The organism is Bacteroidota bacterium (genome assembly GCA_040388375.1).
GTDB lineage: Bacteria > Bacteroidota > Bacteroidia > UKL13-3 > UKL13-3 > JAAFJM01.
Genome location: JAZKBU010000005.1, coordinates 186,825 through 213,410, shown reverse-complemented (window position 1 = coordinate 213,410; position 26,586 = coordinate 186,825). Strand labels below are relative to the sequence as shown.

General features: G+C 35.3%; 11 protein-coding genes. 8 read left to right on the top strand and 3 right to left on the bottom strand.

Annotated elements, in window-relative coordinates; genetic code table 11:
- Positions 1-165: 165 nt before the first annotated feature.
- Entirely contained in the window at positions 166-2,433 is a 2,268-nt protein-coding gene (locus V4538_08470) for an aconitate hydratase (GenBank protein ID MES2381060.1), read from the bottom strand.
- A gap of 388 nt (positions 2,434-2,821) precedes the next feature.
- Between V4538_08470 and V4538_08465 the strand changes: the two genes are divergently transcribed.
- Entirely contained in the window at positions 2,822-4,696 is a 1,875-nt protein-coding gene (locus tag V4538_08465; GenBank protein MES2381059.1) for a DNA topoisomerase IV subunit B, read from the top strand.
- A gap of 37 nt (positions 4,697-4,733) precedes the next feature.
- Here the strand turns inward: V4538_08465 and V4538_08460 are convergent, their stop codons facing one another.
- Both V4538_08460 and V4538_08455 read right to left on the bottom strand, forming a co-directional pair.
- Positions 4,734-5,423 carry a hypothetical protein gene (locus tag V4538_08460; protein MES2381058.1) on the bottom strand — a complete coding sequence of 230 codons (690 nt, stop codon included), beginning with the start codon at positions 5,421-5,423 and terminating at the stop codon, positions 4,734-4,736.
- A 57-nt stretch (positions 5,424-5,480) separates the two neighbouring features.
- Positions 5,481-5,846: a DUF4783 domain-containing protein gene (locus V4538_08455; protein ID MES2381057.1), complete on the bottom strand. Its 366-nt coding sequence runs from the start codon at positions 5,844-5,846 to the stop codon at positions 5,481-5,483.
- A 255-nt stretch (positions 5,847-6,101) separates the two neighbouring features.
- Between V4538_08455 and V4538_08450 the strand changes: the two genes are divergently transcribed.
- The 7 genes from V4538_08450 to V4538_08420 all read left to right on the top strand — a co-directional run.
- Entirely contained in the window at positions 6,102-8,948 is a 2,847-nt protein-coding gene (locus V4538_08450; GenBank protein ID MES2381056.1) for a TonB-dependent receptor, read from the top strand.
- A gap of 217 nt (positions 8,949-9,165) precedes the next feature.
- Positions 9,166-10,386, top strand: a complete 1,221-nt coding sequence (locus V4538_08445; GenBank protein ID MES2381055.1) for a T9SS type A sorting domain-containing protein — start codon at positions 9,166-9,168, stop codon at positions 10,384-10,386.
- A 217-nt stretch (positions 10,387-10,603) separates the two neighbouring features.
- A complete protein-coding gene (locus V4538_08440) occupies positions 10,604-12,163 on the top strand; it encodes a T9SS type A sorting domain-containing protein (protein MES2381054.1) in 1,560 nt (519 codons plus the stop codon).
- Between the two features lie 183 nt (positions 12,164-12,346).
- Positions 12,347-14,746: a T9SS type A sorting domain-containing protein gene (locus V4538_08435; GenBank protein ID MES2381053.1), complete on the top strand. Its 2,400-nt coding sequence runs from the start codon at positions 12,347-12,349 to the stop codon at positions 14,744-14,746.
- 270 nt (positions 14,747-15,016) lie between these two features.
- Entirely contained in the window at positions 15,017-18,535 is a 3,519-nt protein-coding gene (locus tag V4538_08430; protein ID MES2381052.1) for a T9SS type A sorting domain-containing protein, read from the top strand.
- Between the two features lie 208 nt (positions 18,536-18,743).
- A complete protein-coding gene (odhB, locus tag V4538_08425; protein ID MES2381051.1) occupies positions 18,744-19,964 on the top strand; it encodes a 2-oxoglutarate dehydrogenase complex dihydrolipoyllysine-residue succinyltransferase in 1,221 nt (406 codons plus the stop codon).
- Between the two features lie 555 nt (positions 19,965-20,519).
- Positions 20,520-26,586: hypothetical protein (locus tag V4538_08420; protein MES2381050.1), on the top strand; the 6,067-nt coding region annotated here is incomplete at its 3' end.

The following is a 26,586-nucleotide window of genomic DNA, read 5'->3' as shown; positions in this document are numbered from 1 at the left end:
TACCTGATTGCTTTTTGTTTTGTATAAGACATTGCATGCAATGTCTCTACGGAAGAATGTAAAAACAAAAAATCAGCAACCAAAATAAATTGATTGCTGATTTTAAACACTTCGACTTCGCTCAGTGTGACTATCGTCTATGGTCTGTCAACTATCAGCTAACAACTATTTCCCTACACTTGCTCTAATAATATTTAAAGCTCCACCGGCTTTAAACCATTCTATTTGTTGCTCGTTATAAGTGTGGTTTACCAATATAGTTTCGCTTGAACCATCTTTATGGTTTAATACCAACTCCAATTGTTTACCCGGAGCAAAAGTATGTAAGCCATTAATGTCAATTATATCATCTTCTAATATTTTATTGTAATCTTCTTTATTAGTAAATGTTAAACCCAACATACCTTGTTTTTTCAAGTTGGTTTCGTGAATACGGGCAAATGATTTTACCAATACCGCACGTACACCTAAATGACGAGGTTCCATAGCTGCATGCTCGCGGCTACTTCCTTCACCATAGTTTTCATCACCAACTACTATACTGCCAATTCCTTGTGCTTTGTATTCGCGTTGTACTTTAGGTACCGAAGCATACTCGCCATTTAATTGGTTTTTTACTGAATCAGTTTTTTCGTTAAAGAAATTAACCGCTCCAATTAGCATATTGTTAGAAATATTATCCAAATGTCCACGGTATTTTAACCAAGGACCAGCCATTGAAATATGGTCGGTAGTACATTTACCTTTAGCTTTAATCAATAGTTTCAATCCTTTTAAATCGCTGCCTTCCCAAGCTGCAAACGGATCTAATAATTGTAACCTGTCAGAAGTTGGAGAAACGGCAACCTGTACCTGACTTCCATCAACTGCAGGAGCTATAAAGCCCGCATCTTCTACCGCAAAACCTTTGGTTGGTAATTCATCACCGTAAGGTCCGTCTAATTTTACCTGCTCACCTTTATCGTTTGTTAAATAATCTGTTAATGGGTTAAAAGTTAAATCACCTGCAATAGCCATTGCTGTTACTATTTCCGGTGAAGCCACAAATGCATAAGTATTTGGATTACCATCAGCACGTTTAGCAAAGTTCCTGTTGAATGAATGGATAATGGTATTTTTTTCTTGTTTCTCTGCACCCATTCTATCCCACATACCTATACAAGGTCCACAGGCATTGGTAAATACTTTTGCACCTATTTTATCAAACACTTCTAAGAAACCATCGCGTTTAATGGTATAACGTATTTGCTCTGAACCCGGATTAATTAAATATTCAGCTTTAGCTGTTAAACCTTTAGCAGAAACTTGTTTAGCTAAACTAACGGCTCTTGAAATATCCTCGTAGCTTGAGTTGGTACAAGAACCTAATAGACCCACTGATATTTTAGTTGGCCAGCCATTAGCTAAAGCCACTTCTTTTAATTTTGATATTGGAGTAGCCAAATCAGGAGTAAAAGGTCCGTTTACATGTGGCTCTAAAGTACTTAAATCAATTTCTATTACTTGGTCAAAATATAATTCAGGGTTTGCATAACACTCTGCATCTGCCGTTAAATGGTGTTTTACAGCATCAGCTAGTTCAGCTACTTCTGCTCTGCCAGTTGCTTTTAAATAACGAGCCATTGAATCATCGTAACCGAATGTTGAAGTAGTTGCTCCAATTTCAGCACCCATGTTACAAATAGTTCCTTTACCGGTACAACTCATACTTGTTGCACCTTCGCCAAAATATTCAACCACCGCATCGGTACCACCTTTTACGGTTAAAATACCAGCTACTTTTAATATTACGTCTTTAGGTGCAGTCCAACCGTTTAGTTTTCCGGTTAGTTTTACACCAATTAATTTAGGCATTTTTAGTTCCCAAGGTAAGCCGGCCATTACATCGCAAGCATCAGCTCCACCCACACCAATGGCAATCATTCCTAAACCACCTGCATTTACAGTATGGCTATCTGTTCCTATCATCATTCCACCCGGGAATGCGTAGTTTTCTAAAACTACCTGGTGAATAATGCCTGCACCCGGTTTCCAGAATCCAATTCCGTATTTATTAGATACTGAACCTAAAAATTCAAAAACTTCTTTACTTTCTTTATTGGCAAAAGCTAAATCTTCGTCAGCACCATTTTTAGCTGTAATTAAGTGATCGCAATGAACAGTAGAAGGAACTGCTACTTTTGGACGGCCTGATTGCATGAATTGTAATAAAGCCATTTGAGCCGTTGCATCTTGCATGGCTACCCTGTCCGGTCCAAAATCAACATAACTTTTACCTCTTACATAACTGGTAGTTGCATTGCCTTGAGTTAGATGGCTATACAAAATTTTCTCCGTTAAAGTTAAAGGTTTATTTACTGCTTTGCGAGCGGCTGCTATACGTTCATCCATTCTGGCGTATACAGCTTTAATCATTTCAATATCAAATGCCATATTATAAAAATTGTTGTTTTACGATGTAAAATGTACCTTTTTTCAAAAGTGGTCGCAATGTAGCATTAATTAATTTTTTGGAAAAATAAATACCAACAAAAATTTATAATAAAAAGCACTTTCGAAAATTAAGAACATTTCGACAGTGTTTTACGTATCTAATTTATATTTTATCTAAATAGTTTCGGGAGACTATTACATTTTACACCGCACTCAATAAAAGCTGTTTATAAGTTTAAAAAACAAATTACTAAAACTCATTTCAATTTCCGTATTCATTGCATTTACCGTTAACTCGCTCTGTTTAAGCACAAAATATTTAGTTGATAAATTTAAATAAAAGAGCTCTTAAACTAGCTTATTTTTGCCTTTTAAAATTGGATGCAATATGGCAGAAGAAGTTAATTATACCGAAGACTCGATACGCTCGCTCGATTGGCGCGAACACATTCGTCTTCGTCCGGGAATGTATATTGGAAAACTGGGCGATGGTAGTTCGGTAGATGATGGTATTTATGTGCTTATAAAAGAAATTATCGATAACTCAATAGATGAGTTTGTAATGGGTAATGGCCGTGTTATTGATATAAAAATTGACGACAATAAAGTATCCGTACGCGATTTTGGACGTGGTATTCCTTTAGGTAAAGTAATTGACTGTGTAAGTCAAATAAATACCGGTGGTAAATACGATAGTGGAGCATTTAAAAAATCGGTAGGATTAAACGGTGTGGGAACCAAGGCTGTAAATGCTTTATCGGCTTCGTTTAAAGTACAATCGTACCGCCAAGGTAAATCAAAAGCGGCTGAGTTTGAAAAAGGACAACTGGTAAAAGACCACAAGATTAATGATACCATGGAGCCTGATGGCACTTTAATTACTTTTATAGCTGACGAAACTATTTTTAGAAATTACAGGTATATCAATGAGTTTATTGTTAACCAGATTTGGAATTACACTTATTTAAATGCCGGCTTAACTATTAATTTTAATGGTGAAAAGTATTTTTCGAAAAATGGTTTATTGGATTTATTGAAACGTAAAACCAACGAAGAAGATTTACGTTACCCTATTATCCATTTAAAATCGGAAGATATTGAATTGGCTATTAGCCACGAAAATCAATATGGCGAAGAATATTACTCTTTTGTAAACGGACAGCATACCACCATGGGTGGAACGCATTTAATTTATTTTAGAGAGGCCTTTGCCAAAACAGTACGCGAGTTTTATAAAAAGGAGTTTGACTTAGCAGATATACGCCAAAGTATAGTAGCTGCCGTAAGTGTACGTATTCAGGAACCTGTTTTCGAAAGTCAAACCAAAACAAAGTTAGGCTCTACTGCTATTTACCCTGACGGGCCTAGTTTAAAGCAATTTATTGTTGATTATGTAAAAAAGGAATTAGACGATTACTTACATAAACATCCTGAAAGTGCTGACGCTTTATTAAAGCGTATTATGCAAAGTGAGCGTGAACGTAAAGAAATAGCCGGGGTACGTAAGTTAGCCAATGAGCGTGCTAAAAAAGCTAATTTACATAACAAAAAATTACGCGATTGCCGTTTGCATTATAACGACAATACAACTGATAAACGCTTTGATACTACTTTGTTTATTACCGAAGGTGATAGTGCAAGTGGAAGTATAACTAAAAGTAGAAATGTAGAGTTGCAAGCTGTATTCAGTTTACGTGGCAAACCACTAAACTGTTACGGACTGACCAAAAAAATTGTTTATGAAAATGAAGAATTTAACTTGTTGCAACATGCCTTAAATATTGAAGAAAGCATTGATGATTTGCGTTACAACCAAATAGTTATTTCAACTGATGCGGATGTGGATGGTATGCATATTCGTTTATTGATTATGACTTTCTTCCTGCAGTTTTTCCCTGATTTGGTTAAAAACGGGCATTTGTATATTTTAGAAACTCCTTTATTCCGTGTACGTAATAAGCAAAAAACTATTTACTGCTATAACGAAGAAGAGAAACAAAGAGCCATTCATGAGTTAAAAGGAAAACCTGAAATTACCCGATTTAAAGGATTGGGTGAAATTAGCCCGGAAGAGTTTGGTTTATTTATTGGTAAAGATATCCGCTTAAAACCAGTTCTGTTAAACCAGGAAACTACTATTCAAAAATTACTGGAATATTATATGGGTAAAAACACCATGGACAGGCAAAACTTTATCATCAATAATTTAAGGGTTGAGAAAGACTTTTTATTTGCCGAAGTAGAAGACGAAGAATTGGTATAAAAAAATCCCCATTTGTAATTGCAAATGGGGATTTTTTTTAGTAATTATTTTCGGTGTTTTCTTTTGTAATAGTAAACCCTAATTGTTTTTGTGTTGGAATACCACTACTATAACTCATCATATTTTTTTGCTCCAGACTAATAAATTGAGCCGCATCAAAAGGAGGCATCTTTAAATCGAAATTAAGTGTAAACTTGATGGCTTCTACAATAATGTCATGAGCTGCTTTGTTATCAAAAACCTGTTTTTCAAAATCGTTATATAAAAATGAAAATGGTTTTTTACCTTCTACAAAAAAATGGTTTTCTTTATTGACAAAAATGCGTGCCACCAAAAAACCGGCATCTGCTTCGCGGTTATATTTTATAGAATCACTCAAAAAATTATAGACCTGAATTAATCCGCAAAACTCTCTTAATGCATCTTGTTGTACATAACGCGATTTGGCTACCGCATGTTGCTCATCAAAATCAAACACATTGGTGTGCATCATAAAAACCAGTGTATCGCCACTAAACTTTAAATGAATTTCTAATTCACCTTTATCGGTATATTTTACTTCTACGTTTTTGTCAACAGCTGTTATACTAGGTATTAATGCTGTTTCTATTTGCTTAAGCTCTGTTTTTAAAATAGAAAAAGCTTGCTTGGTAGTACGAAATGCTAATTGCTTAGTCGATGATTTATTTAATAACAGTTCTGTTATCTTCTCTAATGGATTCTCCATAGGCTATAATTATATGCTATTTTAAATTTTAATAAATGTAAAACTGTTACTTCAATTTTATTCTCGTTCTGCCTTTAATTCATGTACTAAGTTATCTTTCATGAAAATATATAATCGCATTTTCATACCCGAAGCTGTTTCGTAAGTAGCTATAGCGTATTTGGCACCCTGTGCAGAAGATCCACGGTGTTTAATAACAATTGTTTTAGAAGGATATTTATCAAAAAACTTTTTTAGCATTTGTTCAGCCTGTGCTTTACTGCACAAACTTTCCGTTTCTAACAAAGTAAGTTCAACGCTTTGGTTTAAATATTTTGCTACTACATCGCTATTATTGGTTCTAATAGAAGCAACCACATCATCAAACACATCAGCTTTGGCGATAAATGGTATTAGTAAAAGAAATAAAAATATTCGTTTCATATTATTTTTGCGATTACAATTTTAGTATTGCAAGCATAACAAAAAATAACTAAAACCATGCCATTAATTTATACTCAAAGTGCAGGATAATTGAATTGTAACAAAAGTAAATTCCCGTGCATTGGCGGTTTTCAAACAACAATCAGTCAACCGGCATTATAAAAATGTTTGCACAAGCCTACACAACATAAACTTAATTATGCAAAACAAATACAAACAACTATTTTGCAAGCCTTTTATTGATTCAGCTATTTCATGAAATATATTTATACGGCTTTATTATTCTGTTTACTTACTACTCAATTAATTGGGCAAAATATTGGTAACATTACGGGTAAAGTAATTGATGCTAAAAGAAATGAAACACTTATAGGTGTAACAGTAGTAGTAAAAGGAAGTTCTTTTGGTGCCCAAACCAATAGCGATGGTATTTTTACTATTAAAAACATGAAGGTTGGTGAGTACAATCTTGAAATAAAATATTTAGGATTTAAAACTACTTTAAAAACGGAAGTAATAGTAAAAGCAGGCCAAACAACCAATATTGGAACTATTGAAATGACTCCTGCCAGTACCAATATGGACGAAATAGTTATTGTAGGTAAAAAACCCTTAATTGATGTTGATAAACCACAAACTGTTAATACCATTAGCCAGGACAATATTGATTTAGGACCTTCGCGCCAGTTACAACAATTGGTAAATACACAACCCGGTGTAGTACAATCGCCTGCTGGTGTGAATATTCGCGGTGGTAGAACTTACGAAACAGGTACTTATATTGACGGTGTTTCTGTTACCGACCCTTTAGCGGGAACAGGTTTTGGACTTGACATTGGCTCAAATGCCATTAGTGAAATTGAAATTACTACAGGTGGTATTGGAGCTGAAGTGGGCGATGCTACGGCAGGGGTAATTAGTACAAAAACAAAAAGAGGTGGCGATAAATACGAAGTAAATGCCAGCTATAAAAGGGATAATTTTGGTTTTAATAATACCTCACGAGCCAATTGGAATACACAAGTGGGCGAACTTAACTTAAGTGGCCCCCTTTTGAAAAAAGCTTTAAAAAATAAGGTAAAGTTTTCAGTAGCTTTACGTGCTGCTTTTACTGATGAGTTTTACCTGAACCCGGCCAAACAAGTTAAATCATCGCTTTATAACAATACGGATTGGAGCCCTTACCAAGATAATAAGTGGAGTGCATTTATAAAAGTAAATTACGATTTAAGTAATAGCAAAAAATTCACTTTCAGTCTTTTAAGGTCGTTAACTATTAATCAGGATATTAATATGTTGCGTATTTTTGGTAATGATGTGCCTTTTCAACCGGGTTACCAATATAACTTTAGCGAGCAAATGGATAATGCCAATACGTTTACCCACGATGCTTATATGCAGGTAATTAACTATAAACAATCTGTTAATAAACGTTTTAGTTTTGATGCTACCGTTTCAAGGTTTTTTGTTCAGTTACGTGCTGATGCCAATGGCCGTGACTGGCGACCAAAAAATGTTGACCAAGAGTTTGATGCAAACTCCATTAATTTATTCCCAAGTCCCATATTTTTACCTACTGCAGGTACCGATGTTGTTTTTGTGCAGTTACCTAGTGGTTTTAATAATAACAATGGAATTGCCAGTTTATGGCATCACCATTACTTAGAGGAATATGTAGCTAAAGCACAAGGAAATGTTTTTTCACGAAATTCATTAAACAAATTCACTTTTGGTTTTGAAATGAAATTTCAGGAAATGTTATGGATTGATGTGGTAAGGCCTTGGGTTGGAGCTCCCATTACATTATCTGACGGTTCTCAATCTCAATCGTTTAGATTAGGTCAGCAAAGCGATGTATGGAAAGTAAATCCCAGAAGAGGTGGTTTTTATATAACTGATCAAATAAAATACAAAGGTTTAGTAGCCAGTATTGGTGGTCGTTTTGAATATTGGGCTCCAGGACAATATATTGATGATGCGATAGCTAATAGTAACTCGCCAATCAGAGATGAAGTACGTGCCGACTTTTTATCATTAACTACTAAAATTGGCGATATGCGTTATAAGTTCAGGTTTTTACCTAAAATATCTGCATCCTTCCCTATTGCCGAAAACCAAATGCTTTATTTTAACTACGGGCATAGTACCATTTTACCACATCCTTCTTACATATATCCGGGCTTAAACCCACTTTACCAAGATAGAAGTACGGCTGCTACGGTTGGTAATCCTAACTTAAACCCTGAGGTGGATATTAGCTATGAAATTGGCTTACGTTCTCAAATTACTACCAATGACGCTTTAACCGTTTCTGCTTTCTGGAAAGATAAATACGATTTTGTGACCACAGCTTCCGTTATTATAAAAGATGTGACCGGTAGAGATGTTACCCGTACCATGCGTATTAACTCTGATTATGCCAGAAGCAGGGGAATTGAATTGGGCTATATTAAACGTATAGGAACATGGTATCAAGGTCAAGCATCGGTAACCTATATGGTAACTACCGGGCAAAGTGCCAGTGCCAATGAAAAACTAAAACAATTATTGGCCAGTGGAGCTGTTGAAGATACCAAAGAATATTTTTTACCTTGGGATGTGCCAATTGATTTTAAAACAAACCATGTTTTTAAAATTGCTCGTAAAAAAGGATTCTTTAATAAATCGTGGTTAAATAACATGAGTTTTTATTTTGAAACCGTTACGCGTTCAGGTATCAGGTACACGCCTGCTATATTTCAGCGTGTAGATGCACAAACGGGCAGACCCATATATGTAACCGACCCTAACCCTGATGCACGTTGGAGTAAAATTGGCGATTATTGGTTCTGGGCTGATTTTACTTTTACTAAATACATGAAATTTAAAAAAGTAAATGTTTCATGGAATATTCAAATTACCAATATTTTCAACAACCAAAATGCTTCCATTATTAACCCGGTTACAGGTTCAGCTTACGCTAATGGCGATAACGTACCTGAAACATGGACTGACCCTCGTTACAATGACCCTCGTTTAGGCAATGGTGGCCCACCTCCTACTAATCCTGCCAGGTATTTGCAACAACGCCATATTATGGTGGGTATGGCTGTTAAATTCTAGTTTTTAACTTTGCTATTACAACAATATCAATTAGTTAATAACTGGTATTGTAAAATTAAATGTTTTTAATATTAATATTTAAATAACATTTAAACGGAACTACCTAATACACAGAGGGAAAGTACATAAAACAGGGCAAAATGTTAATTACTAGTGTTTCCCCTATAGTAATATTCAAGTTTAATCGCCTATTTTTGCCGCACTTTAATAACAAGAAATGAAAAAATTAATTTACGCAATAGCAATATTGCTTGCAAGCAAATCAGGTTTTGGTCAATTTATTGCCATTACTAATCAGTCATCTATCTATTCAGAAAACTTTAATACGTTATCAACCTCTGGTACAGCGCAAACAACTTTACCTGCTGGCTGGTGGATAAATGAACTCCCCGGAAACACTACTTACCGTGCAGGTGATGGTAGTGCTAATTCTGGTGATACTTATAGTTTCGGCACAGGAACTAACTCAGAAAGATGTTTAGGTGGTTTAGCTAGTAATAGTGTTGCACCTAATTTTGGAGTAAAATACATTAATAATTCTGGAGCTAGTTTTACTTCATTCTCTATCAATATGTTTATGGAACAATGGAGATCAGGTGGCAGAACAGGATTAGATTCATTATACTTTTATTATTCCGTTAATAATAGTTTAGACACAGCTGGTACTGCAAAAATATTTACAGGCACATGGACAAGAGTTCCTGCTTGCGACTTAGTAAGTAAAGTTACGCTTGCTTCAGCTACTACTCTAGATGGTAACCAAAGTGCCAATAGAGCTTATTACCAATTCACTGTATCAAGTTTAACAGTTAATGTTGGTGATACATTGTGGTTAAGATGGCAAGATCCAAACGTAGGTGGAAGTGATGACGGGTTAAGTATTGATGACTATAGTTTTACAGTAGCAGGAACACTTCCAGTAAAATGGAATAATTTTACTGCTTACAATAATAATAACAATACTACTTTAAACTGGAGTACAGCCAGTGAAATAAACAATAACTACTTTGAAGTAGAGCGTAGCCTTGATGCTAAGAACTATACTACCATTGGCAAAGTAAAAGGAAACGGAAATACAAATATTATTAGTAACTACCAATTTATAGATAATACACAGGTATCAACAACCGTTTACTACCGTTTAAAACAAGTTGATTTTGATGGCAAATTCACTTATTCTGATATTGTTAAAGTATCAAACGATAATCAATTGGATGTAGTAGTTGGACCAAACCCTTTCAGCAACGAAATTAAAGTAACAAGCAACCAAAACATTTCTGCTATTGAAGTAATTGATGTAACAGGTAAAGTTTGTTTCTCAAGCAATCCAAATAGTTTAAACTATAGCTTTAAGTTAGATAACATGAATAATGGTGTTTATTTTATCCGTGTAAATAATGGTGAGCAAACAATCAGCAAACGCATTATCAAAAACTAATCAAAAATATTATTCTATTAAAAAGCTGCCTTACGGGCAGCTTTTTTTGTTTTAATTCTGTAATAAACATGGGGTTTAAATCTGATATAGGTAAAATATAAACTTATCCTGAATTTTGAAACGGGGTTTAAAATTGGTTACATTATATTAACATAAACCTAACTATTTGCTAAAGCGTCAATATTAACCTTGCAAAAAATTCACACATTAAAATATCATGAAAAAAATACTATTACTATTAATAAGTTCATTGTCATTATTAGCTGCTAAAGCGCAGTTTACTGCCGGAAACATAGCTGTACTAAGAGTTGGAGATAGTTTAGCAACACTTGCCAACACAGGGAATAATGTTGCTATTGATCAATTTACCTTAACCGGTGCTTATGTAAACACCAATATTTTACCCAGAACGGGAAGCAATGCTGTTTGCCTGAGTGGTTCTGCAACATCGGAAGGAATGCTAACTTTAGCAGGTAATAAATCGTCATTGGTATTATTTGCCTATAAAACAGCTGCGCCTTATACATCATCAGTTAGTGCAACAACTTCAGCAGCCGTTAACCGTGCTGTTGTATCTGTTAATAGTGCCGGAGTAGCTACTATTCCTACTTTCACCAGTACCACTTTATCAGGTAATAACCCGCGCCACGTTTTTACCAATGGAACAAACTATTGGGGTGGAGGTGGAAACACCGGAATTGTTTTTGGTAATACATCTTCAAATATTGACACGATTGTAACAACTTCAAGTACTAATACGCGCTTTATAAGCAATGCCGGAACTCAATTGTATTATGCAACTGCTTCTGGAACTATTGGTATTTGGAAATTAGGTACCGGAGCTCCTACCAATTCAGGTAATGTATCTACTCCTTATATAACACTTGTTGGCGGAACAGGATCTTGTTCTCCGTATGCTTTCTCTATGAAGTATGATTCAAGCATTTGTTATGTAGCTGATGACAGAAGTATTGCCAATGGTGGTGGTATTCAAAAATGGACCAGAAGTGGAAGCACCTGGACTTTAGCCTATACATTAACAACCGGAACCGGTAGTACTGTTGGTGCTCGCGGATTGGCTGTTGACTGGACTACTACCCCACCAACAATTATAGCAACTACTGCTGAAGCGGCATTAAACAGAGCTATAAGAATTAACGATACTGCTTCTAACGTAACCGCTGTTACATTGGCAACTGCTGCTACTAACACTATTTTTAGAGGTATTGCTTTTACTCCCGGAACAACTACACTTCCGGTAAAACTAATATCGTTCAATGCCAGCGCAACTATTAACAATGTAGTTTTAAACTGGTCTACAGCTACTGAACTAAATAATTACGGTTTTGAATTGGAAAAAAGTTCTGATAACAAATCGTTTGAAAAAATAGGCTTTGTAAAAGGCAATGGAACAACCAATGCTTTAAGCAATTATCAGTTTATTGACTACACTCCTATGACTAGCGCTACTTACTATCGCTTAAAACAAATTGATTTTGATGGTCAATTTACTTATACCAATGTTGTAAAAGTATCAAATAATAATCAATTGGATGTGGTAGTTGGTCCCAATCCTTTCAGCAATGAAATTAAGGTAACAAGCAATCAAAATATTTATGCTGTTGAAGTAATAGACATGACGGGTAAAGTTTGTTTCTCTAGCAATCCAAATAGTTTAACTTATAGCTTTAAACTGGATAATATGAATAATGGAATTTATTTTATTAGAATAAATAATGGTGAACAAACTATTAGCAAACGTATTGTTAAAAATTAAATTTTAATCCGATTTAAAATATAAAAGCCTGTTCTATATAAGTAGAACGGGCTTTTGTATTTTCATCACATTTATGACATTAAAATGTTATTTTTCTTGTTATGTAAAAGCCAAAATCAGGGCTATTTTTTTTATAAACTTTTGAATTGTAAGCTATAAATTGCGACACTTTAATAAAGGACTATGAAAAAAATATTTACACTTTTTGCGAAAAGTTTTATTTGTTTATTAATCTGTGTTGGATACAACCAGTTAATGGCGCAAACAACTTACACATGGAATGTTGCAACAGGCGATTTTACCGCTGCAGCCAGCTGGACACCCACACGAACGAGCCCAGCAGCCAATGATGTACTTGTTTTTAACGGTAGTACACAAGCCAACCCAACTGTTACCAATGTGAGTACACAAACCATTGGTCGTTTACGCCTAATTAACGGTGTCAATGTAAATTTTTCAACAGCAGTAGCAGATGTTGGAACAGGTACTATTGGTAGAAGTGGGGTAACCGTAACTGGCACAGGTACTACTTTTTTAAGTCAATTTCGTTTGTACGACCAACTATATACTGGAACCAACAATTTTATAGGTGAGATTTCGGCCATAGCTAGTAATACTACTTTAACAACAGGTAGTTCTAGTACTATAGCAGCTTCAACTAGTTTTGGGGCTTTTCCAAAATTAGTTTTCAAACACGTATCTACTACACTACCTGCACTAGAAATTGCCAGTGGGGCCACTTTAAACATGTACTGCACAGGAATTTCTGTAACCATGATTATTGATACTGGTGCTTATGCCGAAATAATGGGTACCATTACCTTTTCGGATAAATGTAAATTGTTTGCCACAGATGCCAATGCCATTAGAGTAAGAAATCAAGGAAAGGTACAAATGAATAGCAACTACTATACCGGTAATGTTTTTGGCTTGATTGGTGTTCCCAATATTGTTGTTTTTGATTCTGGCTCTGTATTTCAGCAATATGCAGGAGCTAATCCATTTGGGTTGGGTCAACCAGCATCTAAAGTAACTTTCTCTTCTGGTAGTAATTTTATATTTTCTTCAACAACTGGTGGTCCTGCTTTTTCTGGAAGAACTTATGCTAATTTTATCTACCGTTCAACATCATCATATAGCGCAACAGGTGGAACAGCTACTTTCGAAAATTTACAGGTAGATTCAGGACAATTTACTTTGGGACTAACGGGTACACTCAATATTAAAGGAAGCATTATTGTTAACTCACCCGGTATTTGTTATATGAATGCAGCGAGTGGAACACCTAATTATATTTTTAATGGTACAAAATTACAAACCATAAGCGGAGCAGGTATTTTGGGTATTAATAATTCCGGTACTGCCAATATAAACTTTACTTTAAGCAATAATGCTTTTGGTTTACGCCTAGACAGGGCTGTAAACTTTGGAGGTGCAAGATTGGCTCTTGATAGCGGAGCGCTTAATTTAAACGGATATAATTTAACCATTGGTAATAGTGGAACCAATAATGGACTTATTACTGCCAACCTTGGTTACCTTTTTGGAACCGGAAATTTAACACGTTGGTTTCCATCGGGCAATACCTCTACTAATAATTTAGATTCTTGTTTATTCCCTTTCGGTACACCAACATCAAAACGTTATGCATGGATAACAAGTAACCCCTCATCGGCTGGTACTTTAACTGTATCACATACTGATGCAGCCGGTTTTACTTTATTTGCAAGCCCTTTTAGCGATAACGCTACCAATAATGTTACAGTGAACGTTCGTAAAAATTACAGCTGGACTATTGCTACGGGAAATGGTATTTCAGCTACTGACTTTGCCGTTAAAGTGCAAGGTTCTGCTACTATTGGGCAAATTACAACACCGGCTAATATACGTTTAACTTTGGCAAGTGCCATTGCGCCAGGAACTGCTGTTGACGGAGGTGGAACGGTTTTATTACCTCAGGCAAGTAGAACTAATTTAACCACAACAACTATTAATAATACGTTTTATATTGGTTCGGCTGCTTCGCAAAATCCGTTGCCTGTTAAATATATTTCATTTACTGGTGTATCTATTAATAACAGCTCTGTTCTAAACTGGATTACTGCTTCGGAAACCAATAACAAAGAATTTGAAATTGAAAGAAGTTTTGACGGAACAAACTTTGAAATGATTGGTAAAGTAAAAGGAAACGGAAATATTTCAACTACCTGCAATTATACTTTTATTGATGCATTGAATAATACAAGCAAACCCTCAACTATTTTCTACAGGCTCAAACAAATTGATTTTGACGGTCAGTTTGACTACTCAAAAACTATTCAAATTAACAATGAAACTAAATTAGTAGTGGAATTAAGTCCAAACCCGGTAAACGATAAATTAAATATTGTTACCAATGCAAACACCACTCAGTTTATTGAAATATTAGATATAAATGGTAAAGTGTATGTTAGTCAGGAAATAAATGCAGCAGCTTCTGTTAACGGTGTTGAAATAAATACCAGCTTTTTAAACAGAGGTATTTATTTAGTAAAGCTTACCAATCAAAATGAGGTGTATACTAAAAAAATTATCAAGGAATAATTACTGATTTCGATGATTTAAAAATCCCTGATTAACATTGCTTAATCAGGGATTTTTATTTAGAATAAGTCCAAATGAAGGGTTAATAATATAAGCTATAAAACGCTATTTCTCTCTTAAACAAAACAATTGCTATTAAATAGTAAGTATGTAATATTGATTAACAATTTTTAACACTAAACATTGATTGTCAAATTTCTATCCTTATTAAATCTCTCTCTTTTTTAACTACAAAAAAATGTATCATTGAAAAACTTATTAAATAATTCTATGAAAATAAAATTTACTTTTTTGCTATTTTTAGTATGGGGGTTTAACTATTCAGTACAAGCACAACAACTTATTACTGAAAACTTTGACTACACCGCTACAAGCCCTCTTACTACTAACAATTGGGTACAAATTTTAACATCCACGGTATTACCTGTTTCTGTAACAAATGCTGGTTTATCGTTTTCTGGCTACAACTTATCTGCCATAGGTAATGGAGCTAAAATTGACACTACCGGACAAGATGTATACAGGGATTTATTTGCCAATACTAATTCAGGCAGTTTGTATACTTCTTTTATGCTGAACGTAAGTAAAGCAACTAATGCTGGCGATTACTTTTTTGCTTATTTACCACAAAACTCTACTTCCCTGTTTACGGGTCGTTTGTTTATAAAAGCAGCAGGTACCGGATATTACCGTATAGGTATTTCTAAATCTACTGATCTGGCGGTTTACAGTACTGATAGTTTTGCAACTAACACTACTTCGTTATTGGTAGTAAAATACCAATTTACAACAGGAACTGCCAATGATAGTATTCTGGTTTATAATATACCAAGTGCCTTTCCTTCAACTGAGCCAACTACTGCTACAGTAGCTACCATTGGTGGTGCAACAGCTGATGCTGCGGCTTTAGGCCGTTTGGCATTACGTCAAGGCACAGCCGCTTCTGCACCTCGTTTAAACATGGATGGTATTAGAACGGCTAATACATGGGCTGATTTAAATGCTAGTGCTAGCAATAATCCACCATCCGTATTTACCACTGCATTTAACTCAATTACCACTACAACAACTAATATTACTTGGTCTAAAAATAGTAATTATGTAGATAGTACTATGACTACTTTGGTTTTTGTTAAACCTGTTACTGCTATTACTGTGGGCAGTCCTAATTTATCTGCCGATTATTATACGGCTAATGCTAATTTTTCATTGGCTAGTTCTTTTTATCAGAATGATGCTGCTGCCAGATGTATTTACAAAGGTGATACAAATAATGTGGCTACATCTGGTTTAACTCAAAACACATTGTACCAAGTAGCAATATTTGTTGTACGTAATTTAGATAGTGCTTATGCTACAGTTACATTAGGAAGTTTTACGACTCAAAGCACTGCTCCAAGGGCAATAACAGCACTAACTTTTGGTAATAACGGACGAGAAACAGCTACCATTACCTGGGCAAAACCAACAGGTTACTCAAATACTAACCACACCATGGTTGTATACGTAAAAGCAGCCTCCGCAATAACCGCAGGTATACCAACAACAAATCCAACTTTAATTACTGCTGATAGCAACTTTGGAAATGGTTCTCCATTATCACTTGACTCAGGCGCTTATTGTATTTATAAAGGCGATAGTACTACTTTAAGAATTGCAGGATTAACTGCAGGAACAAACTATTATTTAGTAGCTTATGCTATCAATAATGTTGACTCAAACTACTCGCCTGTAATTAATGCGCAAGGTATTACGGCTAGCGCAGGTCCTGCTAATGTTAAATCAGTTACTTTCCTTTCGTTTACTCCATACACCTGCCGTTTATCATGGACCAAGGACAGTACTTATAACAATGCCAATTATTCAACACTGGTATTTTTGAAAAAAGGTTCTGCCATTAACTCGGGAAGCCCTAGCAGGGACCCATTGTATTATAGCCCTGATTCAACTTTTGGTGCAGGTACTCCTTATCAAATTGATCCGGGTGCTTTCTGTGTTTACAATGGTGATTCAAACGTAATAACCCCGGTAAATTTAGTTCCTTCATCTACTTATTATGCTGTAATATATGTAGTAAACAACAGCGACTCTTTATACTCTAACCCAAGTAATGTAACTGGAATTACCAAAGCTGTGCCACCTGAAAATATTATTGGTGTAACAGTTACGGGTCTAACAACCACCAGTGCTAAAATTGAATGGACTAAACCAAGCAGCTATACCAACGCTACTTATACTACTTTGGTTTTTGTTAAAGCAAATGCTGGTATTACAGCGGGAATTCCGACTAAAACAGTAACTTACTATAACGCCTTTTCTAATTTTGCTTTTACATTTAGCACCCGTTATCAAAATGATACCAATGCTAAATGTGTATACAAAGGCGATACTAATTTTGTAAATATTACAAGCATAAGTCATAGCAATAATTACCACGTATTAATTTATGTAGTACGCGACATAGATTCTTCTTATTCTATCTTAAGTGCAACTGGATCAGGTACCTCCTCTCCACCTCCCCCACACTATACTATATCAAAAATCAACGCTATCAATTCAATTACTGGTGTTCCTGACTCATTGAATACCTTAGTAGAGTTGAGTGGCATTGTTTATGGCGTAAATCAACGTACGAATGGTTTACAGTTTGTTTTACGCGACAATACTGGGGGCATAACGGTATCAAATACAGCAAACAATTTTGGTTACACACCAAGTGAAGGTGATAGTATTTTGGTACAAGGTATGGTATCATCTAACAGGGGCTTACTTATTATTAATACTTTAGATACTTTAAAATTATTGGCTTCAGGTAAATCAATTAACAATCCTGTTTTAGAAAGCAAATTGGATGAAAATACAGAAAATAATTTGGTTAGGTTAAACCGTGTTAAATTTTTAACAACACAAACCGACACTATTTGGAGAGCCAATTCAACTTACCCAATAATTACCTTGGCAGGCGATACCACAAACATAAGAATTTATGCAACGAGTAATTTAGTTGGGGCACTGAAGCCTACTACTAATTTCTTCCATGTTATTGGTTTGGGCACTCAACAATCAAACTTAAATTCACCTTATGCCTTTACTGGGTATCAAATTTTACCACGGGGTACGAGTGATATTATTACATTCACTGCTTTGAGTAACTTTAAATTACTATCGCCTGCAAACAATACTACTATTCCTATTCAGGGAGACACTAATCAAACGGTATTTATCTCATGGACCAAATCAATCAATAGTCCTTTACTTGCCACAGCTACTTATACTTGGGTATTGGATTCTACGGGCGGCAATTTTACCAATCCTATATTAAGTATTCCTTCTACTACAGCCGGAGCTGATACTTCTTTAACTTTAACCTATGGCCAAATTAGGGCTTTATTGGTTTCATTGGGTGTTCAAAAAGGTCAAACCAAATCGTTCATTTGGAAAGTAAATGCTGCATCTGGTTTATTTAGCAAGAGCTCAGATTCTGTTTTTACAGCTAACTTTACGTTAGGAAATATGTTGGGTGTAAAAAATGTATCGGCTGCGCCATTACTTACTTTCCCTAATCCTTTTAACGAAAACATTTCTATTGTATTGCCTAATTCTATTTTGAATAATAATATAGAAGTAAGTATAATGGATATAACGGGTAAGGTTTATTTAAATCAATCGTTTGAAAACAATACTTTAAACCAGATACAAGTAAACACAAGTACTTTAAATAAAGGCATTTATTTATTGAAAGTATCAAACGAGCACACTACTTATATTCAAAAAATGATTAAGGAATAAGTTATTCATTTATTCAATAAATCCATAAAAGTCCGGTTAGTATATGTACCAACCGGGCTTTTATTTTATAGTTTATCCCACATATTATAATGTATTGAGCAATCGTAATGGTATAAAAAACAATAAGCTAATTAAAATTACCAGCTGTTTTTGTTTTATAAACTTCCAAATGATTAATTTGCGCTAAATTTTATAACAATCAATTACAATCATGCTCGAAATAAAAGTACCTACCGTAGGCGAATCTATTAGCGAAGTAACTGTTGCACGCTGGAATAAAAAAACAGGTGATTATGTAGAAATGGATGAATTGCTTTGTGAACTTGAAAGTGACAAAGCTACTTTTGAATTGAATGCTGAAAAAGCAGGCATACTTACTACTAAAGCCAACGAAGGTGATACTATAAAAGTAGGTGATGTAATTTGTTTAATAGATGATAGTGCTGCTAAACCTGAGGGTGCAAAACCTGAAGCAAAAAAAGTGGAGGCTCCTGTTGCCAAAGAAACTACTGCACCTGTTGCTACTGCTAATACTACTAACGATAATGCTAAACCTTTTCCCTCACCGGCAGCAACTAAAATATTAGCTGAAAAAGGAATTGATGCAAAGGATGTAAAAGGCAGCGGAAAAGACGGACGTATAACAAAAAATGATGCTGTGCAAGCACAGTTGAAAATAACTACCAATGAAACAAAAGGAAGAAATGAGCGTACTGAAAAAATGACCTCATTGCGTAAAACTGTTTCAAAAAGATTGGTTGCTGTTAAAAATGAAACAGCTATGTTAACTACTTTTAACGAAGTTGACATGAAACCAATTATGGATTTACGTAACCAGTTTAAAACTCAGTTTAAAGAAAAGCATGGTGTAAACCTTGGCTTTATGAGCTTTTTTACCAAAGCTGTAACCGTAGCTTTAAAACAATACCCGGCAGTTAATGCTTACATTAATGGTGAAGAAATTATTTACCATGACTACTGCGATGTTTCTATAGCTGTTTCGGCTCCAAAAGGATTGGTAGTTCCGGTAATTAGAAATGCGGAAAGCTTGAGCCTAGCTGAAATAGAAGCTGAAGTAGCTCGTTTGGCAGGTAAAGCTAGGGATAACAAATTAAGTTTAGAAGAAATGAGCGGTGGAACATTTACCATAACGAATGGTGGTGTTTTTGGCAGTATGATGAGTACTCCTATTATCAATGCTCCTCAATCGGCTATATTGGGCATGCATAATATAATTGAACGTCCTGTTGTTAAGGATGGGCAAATAGTAGCCCGCCCCATGATGTATTTAGCATTGAGTTATGACCACAGAATTATTGATGGAAGAGAATCTGTTGGCTTTTTAGTAAAAGTAAAACAATGTTTAGAGAATCCTGTTTTGTTACTTACCGAAGGTAATGACCCTCATAAAATGGTTCTTGATTTATAAAATTAAGTATTTTACAGATTACAAAAAATCCCAAGTTTAAAGCTTGGGATTTTTTTTGTTTTTATACAGTTTATAATTGAAAAAAATACTGCCTTTAGTTAAAAATACAGGCATTAATATTTTGCCAATTTCTGCTATCATCATGTCGTTTATTAACACCTTTTCAACTTCAAAAAATTACTTTTTATGTTGATAACTTGGGTATTTTAAACTTATGTTAACATCCTTAAATTATGCTAGTTGACGATTATATCGTCTGAGTTACAAATTTAGTACACTCAGTTGTCTAATTGGGGCAAAACTATTACAGCTAGGCACCTATAACCACTTGAATAATTATATTGCAACCTAGCGAACACATGCTATTATTTAAACAAAAGATAATATTTACCAATTGATAAAATCTGTAATGTATAGTTAATTCGTATATAAGAACAAAATTAAGCCTCATTATAAATGTACATAAATTTTAATAAACAAAAGAACCTATTAAACCCCCTCGTAAAATTTTTATTCTTTTCCATTTTGTTATTGTCAAGCATACATGTATTTGCTGTGAGCAAAACATTTAATGTGACAACTGGTAACTGGAACAACGGAGCCAACTGGCTTCCAACAGGTGTACCTGGTATAGGTGACGATGTAACATTACCAAGTGGAAGAAGCGTTACCGTGGATGTTGCGGCTGTTTGCAGCTCCTTTATCTTTGGTAATACTTCTGATGCTTCGTGTACTATTACCATTTCTGGTAGTAATTCACTAACAGTAACAGGTGCAATAACCTTTGTAGATCCATTTGGTAACAATAATGATCAGACTGTTGCGGTTGGGGCTGGTACATTAACTTGCGGAAGCATAATGTTTGCAAATACTACTTCTGGAAATGAAGATAACTTTGTTACCGTAAGCACGGGTACTGTGAATATTGAAAATCTTGTTTTTGCCGGGGCTAGTAACGAAAACTCTTTTGTCGTTACTGGTGCGGGTACTATAAACATAACTGGCGCAGGCGTAACAGGCTCTGCAACAGGAACCTTTACAGTAAATAACACTGGAACAACTGTTAATTATAGCGGTACTGGTGCACAAACCATCAGGGCTTCTTCATATTATAACTTAAATATTAGTGGCGCAAGAACAACTAACTCTATTACAATGGGTAATACCAATGTATCTAATACCTTCACAAACACTGCTACCTTTACCAGTGGTGCTTATATTGTAACAGGAACTTTTAATTACAATGGAACTGGAGCACAAACGGTAATTCCTTTTAATTATAACAGTTTAACCATTAGCGGAGCAAGAACAACCAATAATGTAACTATTGCCAATACAGGAACTATAACCATTGCCGCCACTTTTACCAACTCGGCCACATATACTACAGGGAGTTTAATAACCTCTGGTACTACTATTGAATACAATGGCACTACAGCACAAACTATTGTTGGGATAACATACAATAATTTAACTATTAGTGGAGCAAGAACAACAACGAATATAACTTTAGTAAACGGTGGAACTATAACTATACTGGGTACTTTTACAAGTACAGCCACTTTTACTTCAGGTAGGTATGTTGCCACGGGTAATACATTTGAATACAATAGTAGCGCTGCACAAACTGTTGCTGCTATTAATTACAACAATTTAACCATTAGTGGTGCAAGAGGTGCTAATAACGTGACATTGGATAATAATGGAACCATTGGTATTGCCGGTGCATTTACCAATGCAGCTTCTTTTACATCGGGTGGTTTAGTAATTACAGGTACTACCATTAACTATAATGGTACCACCGCGCAAACTATTATGCCAATTGATTATACCAATTTAACTATTAGTGGTGCTAGAACCGTCAATAGTGTAACCGTTGGCGGTAATATAAATATTTCAGGAACTTTTGCCAGTTCAGCTACTTTTACCACCGGTGCTTATATAACCGCAGGGAGCACCATTAATTACAACGGTACAGGAGCACAAACGGTTATTGCTTTCAACTATAATAATCTTACTGTTAGCGGAGTAAGAACCAGCAACAATGTTACCTTTACCGGGGTAGTAAATATTGCAGGTACTTTTACTCCTTCTGCTACGTTTACTTCAGGAGCTCTTGTTTTCACCGGTAGTACTATTAATTATAATGGTACCGGTAGTCAAACTGTACTTGCTTTAAACTATGTTAACTTAACTATCAGTGGTGCAAGAACAACCAATGATGTAACGTTATCTAACAGTGGAACGATAGGTATTTCAGGTGTTTTCACCCATTCAGCTACTTATACTTCGGGTAGCTTAATTACAATAGGAACTAATATTAATTACAACGGAAATACCGCACAAACCATTGCCGCTTTAACTTATAATGATTTAACGGTGAGCGGTACAAGAACTACTACCAGCGTAACATTAGTTAATGGAGGTACTATAATTGTTACCGGAAATTTTACTAATTCGGCTACTTTTACTTCGGGTAATTTTATTGGTACAAATAATACTTTTGAATATAACAGTACCACAGCACAAACCATTGTTGCTATTAATTATGGCAACTTAACTATTAGTGGAGCAAGAGGTACTAATAATGTAACGTTAGCCGGCAGTGGTACCATTGGTGTGTCAGGTACACTTACCTTATCGGCTACTTTTTCTTCAGGTGATTTTATTAATACAGGTAGTACTATTGCTTACAATGGTACAGGTGCACAAACTGTTATTGCGTTTGATTATAATAATTTAACTATTAGTGGTGCCAGAACGACTAACAGTGTAACGCTTGGTAATGCTATTACTATCGGAGGTGCTTTTGTAAGCTCAGCCACTTTTACAACAGGTGCATATATTACAACAGGGAACACCATCAATTACAATAGTTCTAATGCACAAACTATTATTGCTTTTAACTATAATGATTTAACCATTACCGGTGCCAGAACTACGAATAATATTACTTTGGCAAATGGTACTATTGGTGTTGCAGGAACTTTTACTAATTCTGCTACTTTTACTTCCGGTACTATTGTTACCACAGGTAATACTTTTAATTTTAACGGAACCGGAGCACAAACGGTTAATGCTTTTAATTATAATATACTAACCATTAGTGGTGCAAGAACTACTAGTAATGTTACACTATCTCCTACCGGTACTATTGCCATTGCAGGTAATTTAAACAATACGGCAACTTTTACTTCGGGTGCTTTTATTACTACCAATAGTAATATTAACTTAAATGGAGCGGCTCAAAATATTCCTAACTTTACTTTTAACAATTTAACCTGTGCAGGTACCGGTACTAAAACGGCTACTGCTGATATTACCGTAAATGGAATATTAACCATTAACAGTGGAGTTATTTTAAACATGGTTACCTTTACTTTAAACGGAGTAGCCAGCACCAGCGGAACAGGAACAATGAATACTCAAAATGTAAGTGCTACTCCTATTCCTACAGCAGAAAATTGGACATTTACGGTACAATACAATAGTGCAAGCGCACAAAATATAGTAGAAGGTAATTACACTAATATAAATGGTACTGGAGGAAACAGGACATTATCTCCTACGGGTACTATTGGTATTGCAGGTACCTTTACAGTGGGTGCAGGTACTTATACCAACACCGGTTCTACTGTTGATTTTAATGGTACCGGTGCACAAACAGTACCTACTGCCAATTATAACAATATAATTATCAGTGGTACAAGAACCAGCAATAATGTTACTATTAGCGGAGTAGTGAATATAGTAGGTACTTTTACTACTTCAGCTACGTTTACAACCGGTGCTATTTTAATTACCGGTAGTACTTTTAATTTTAACAGTACTGGTGCACAAACCATACCCGCTTTAAATTATACTAACTTAACTATTAGTGGTGCAAGAACTACCAATGATGTAACTTTATCTAACAGTGGAACAATAGGCATTTCAGGTGTTTTTACTCATTCAGCTACTTATACTTCGGGCAGCTTAATTACAACGGGTACTACCATTAATTACAATGGAAACTCTGTACAAACTGTTATTCCTTTAACCTATAATAATTTAACGGTGAGTGGCACAAGGGCTGCTACCAGTGTTACTTTAGCCAATGGAGGTACAATAACTGTTATCGGTAATTTTATTAATTCGGCCAGTTTTACTTCGGGTACCTTTATTAGTACCGGTAATACTTTTGAATATATCAGTACTGCGGCACAAACCATTGTTGCCATTAATTATAATAACTTAACTATTGGTGGTGCAAGAGGTGCTAATAATGTAACCTTAGCCAGTAGTGGTATTATTGGTATTGGTAATACTTTTACAAACTCAGCTTCTTTTACAACGGGTACTTTTATTACAACAGGAAGTAGTGTTGCTTACAATGGCACGGGAGCGCAAACTGTTATTGCTTTTGATTATGATAACATAAGCATTACAAGAACAAGAACTACTAATAATGTTACGTTATCAGGTAACATAAACATTGCTGGTACTTTTACCAATTCTGCTTCTTTTACTACGGGTGCATTTATTACTGCAGGTAGTACTGTTAATTACAACAGCGCTAATGCACAAACTATTATTGCATTTAACTACGATAACCTAACCATTAGCGGAGCCAGAGCCAGCAACAATATTACACTCGTAAATGGCGGTACTATTGGAGTAGCTGGTACGTTTACTAATTCTGCTACATTCACTTCAGGTATTATTATTACCAGTGGCAATACCTTTAATTTTAACGGAACAGGCGCTCAAACTGTTAATGCTTTTGATTATAACGTACTAACCATTAGTGGTGCAAGAACTACAAATAATGTTACACTATCTCCTACCGGTACTATTGCTATTGCAGGTAATTTAAACAATACGGCTACTTTTACTTCGGGTGCTTTTATTACGACCAACAGTAATATTAACTTAAATGGGGCAGCTCAAAATATTCCTAATTTTACCTTTAACAATTTAACCTGTGCTGGTAGTAACACAAAAACTGCTACAGCTGATATTACTGTAAATGGAGTATTAACCATTAATAGTGGGGTTACTTTAAACATGGTTACCTTTACGTTAAACGGAGTAGCCAGCACCAGCGGAACAGGAACACTGAATACTCAAAGTGTAGCTGCTACACCAATTCCAAGTGGCAAAACCTGGACATGTGCTGTAGCTTATAACAGTGCAAGCGCACAAAATATAGTAGATGGTAATTATACTAACTTAACCGGTACAGGTGGAAACAGGACATTATCTCCAACTGGTACTATTGGTATTGCAGGTATATTTACAATAGGTGCAGGTACTTACACCAACACTAGTTCTACTGTTGATTTTAATGGTACTATAGCACAAACAGTTCCTGCTTTCAATTATAATAACTTAACCATTAGCGGTGCCAGAACTACTAGCAATGTTACTTTAGTAAACGGTGGCACTATAGGAATTGCCGGTACTTTTAGCAACACAGCTTCATTTACTTCGGGAACTTTTGTTAATACTGCTAACACTATTAACTACAATGGTATAACAACACAAACGGTTAGAGCTTTTAACTATAATAACTTAACCATAAGCGGGGCAAGAACTACCAATGATGTTACTTTAGCCAACAGCGGAACAATTGCCATTGCAGGTGCATTTACAGTTTCGGCTACTTTTACTTCAGGTACTATTGTAAATACAGGCTCTACCATTGAGTTTAATGGTACCACAGCACAAACAGTTCCTGCATTTAATTACAATAACTTAGTGGTGAGTGGTGCAAGAACTACTACCAGCGTTACGTTAGTAAATGGCGGTACTATTGGCGTAGCAGGTACATTTACAAGCTCGGCTACTTTTACTTCAGGTACTATTGTTACTACCGGTAATACTTTTGAGTTTAATGGAACTGGTGCACAAACCGTAAATGCATTTAACTATAACGTACTAACTATTAGTGGTGCAAGAACTACAAACAATGTAACACTATCTCCTACCGGTACTATTGCCATTGCAGGTAATTTAAACAATACGGCTACTTTTACTTCAGGTTCTTTCATTACCACTAATAGCAATATTAATTTAAATGGTGCTGCACAAAATATTCCTAATTTTACTTTTAACAATTTAACCTGTGCAGGTACAAGTACCAAAACTGCTACTGCCGATATTACGGTAAATGGAATATTAACTATTAACAGTGGCGTTACTTTAAACATGGTTACTTTTACTTTAAACGGAATAGCCAGCACCAGTGGAACAGGAACACTGAATACTCAAAGTGTAGCTACTACACCTATTCCAAGCGGAGAAACATGGACATGTTCTGTAGTATACAATAGTGCAAGTGCTCAAAACATAGTTGCAGGTGATTACACCAATTTAAATGGTACAGGTGGAAACAGGGTATTAGCCAATACAGGTACCATTGCCATTTCAGGCACATTTACAGTGGGTGCAGGTACATATACCAACACCGGCTCAACTATTGATTTTGATGGTACCGGAGCACAAACTATCAATGCTTTTAACTATAACAACTTAATAGTAAGTGGAGCCAGAACCACTAACAATGTTACCTTAGTAAATGGTGGAACTATTGGCGTAGCAGGTACATTTACAAGCTCGGCTACTTTTACTTCAGGTACTA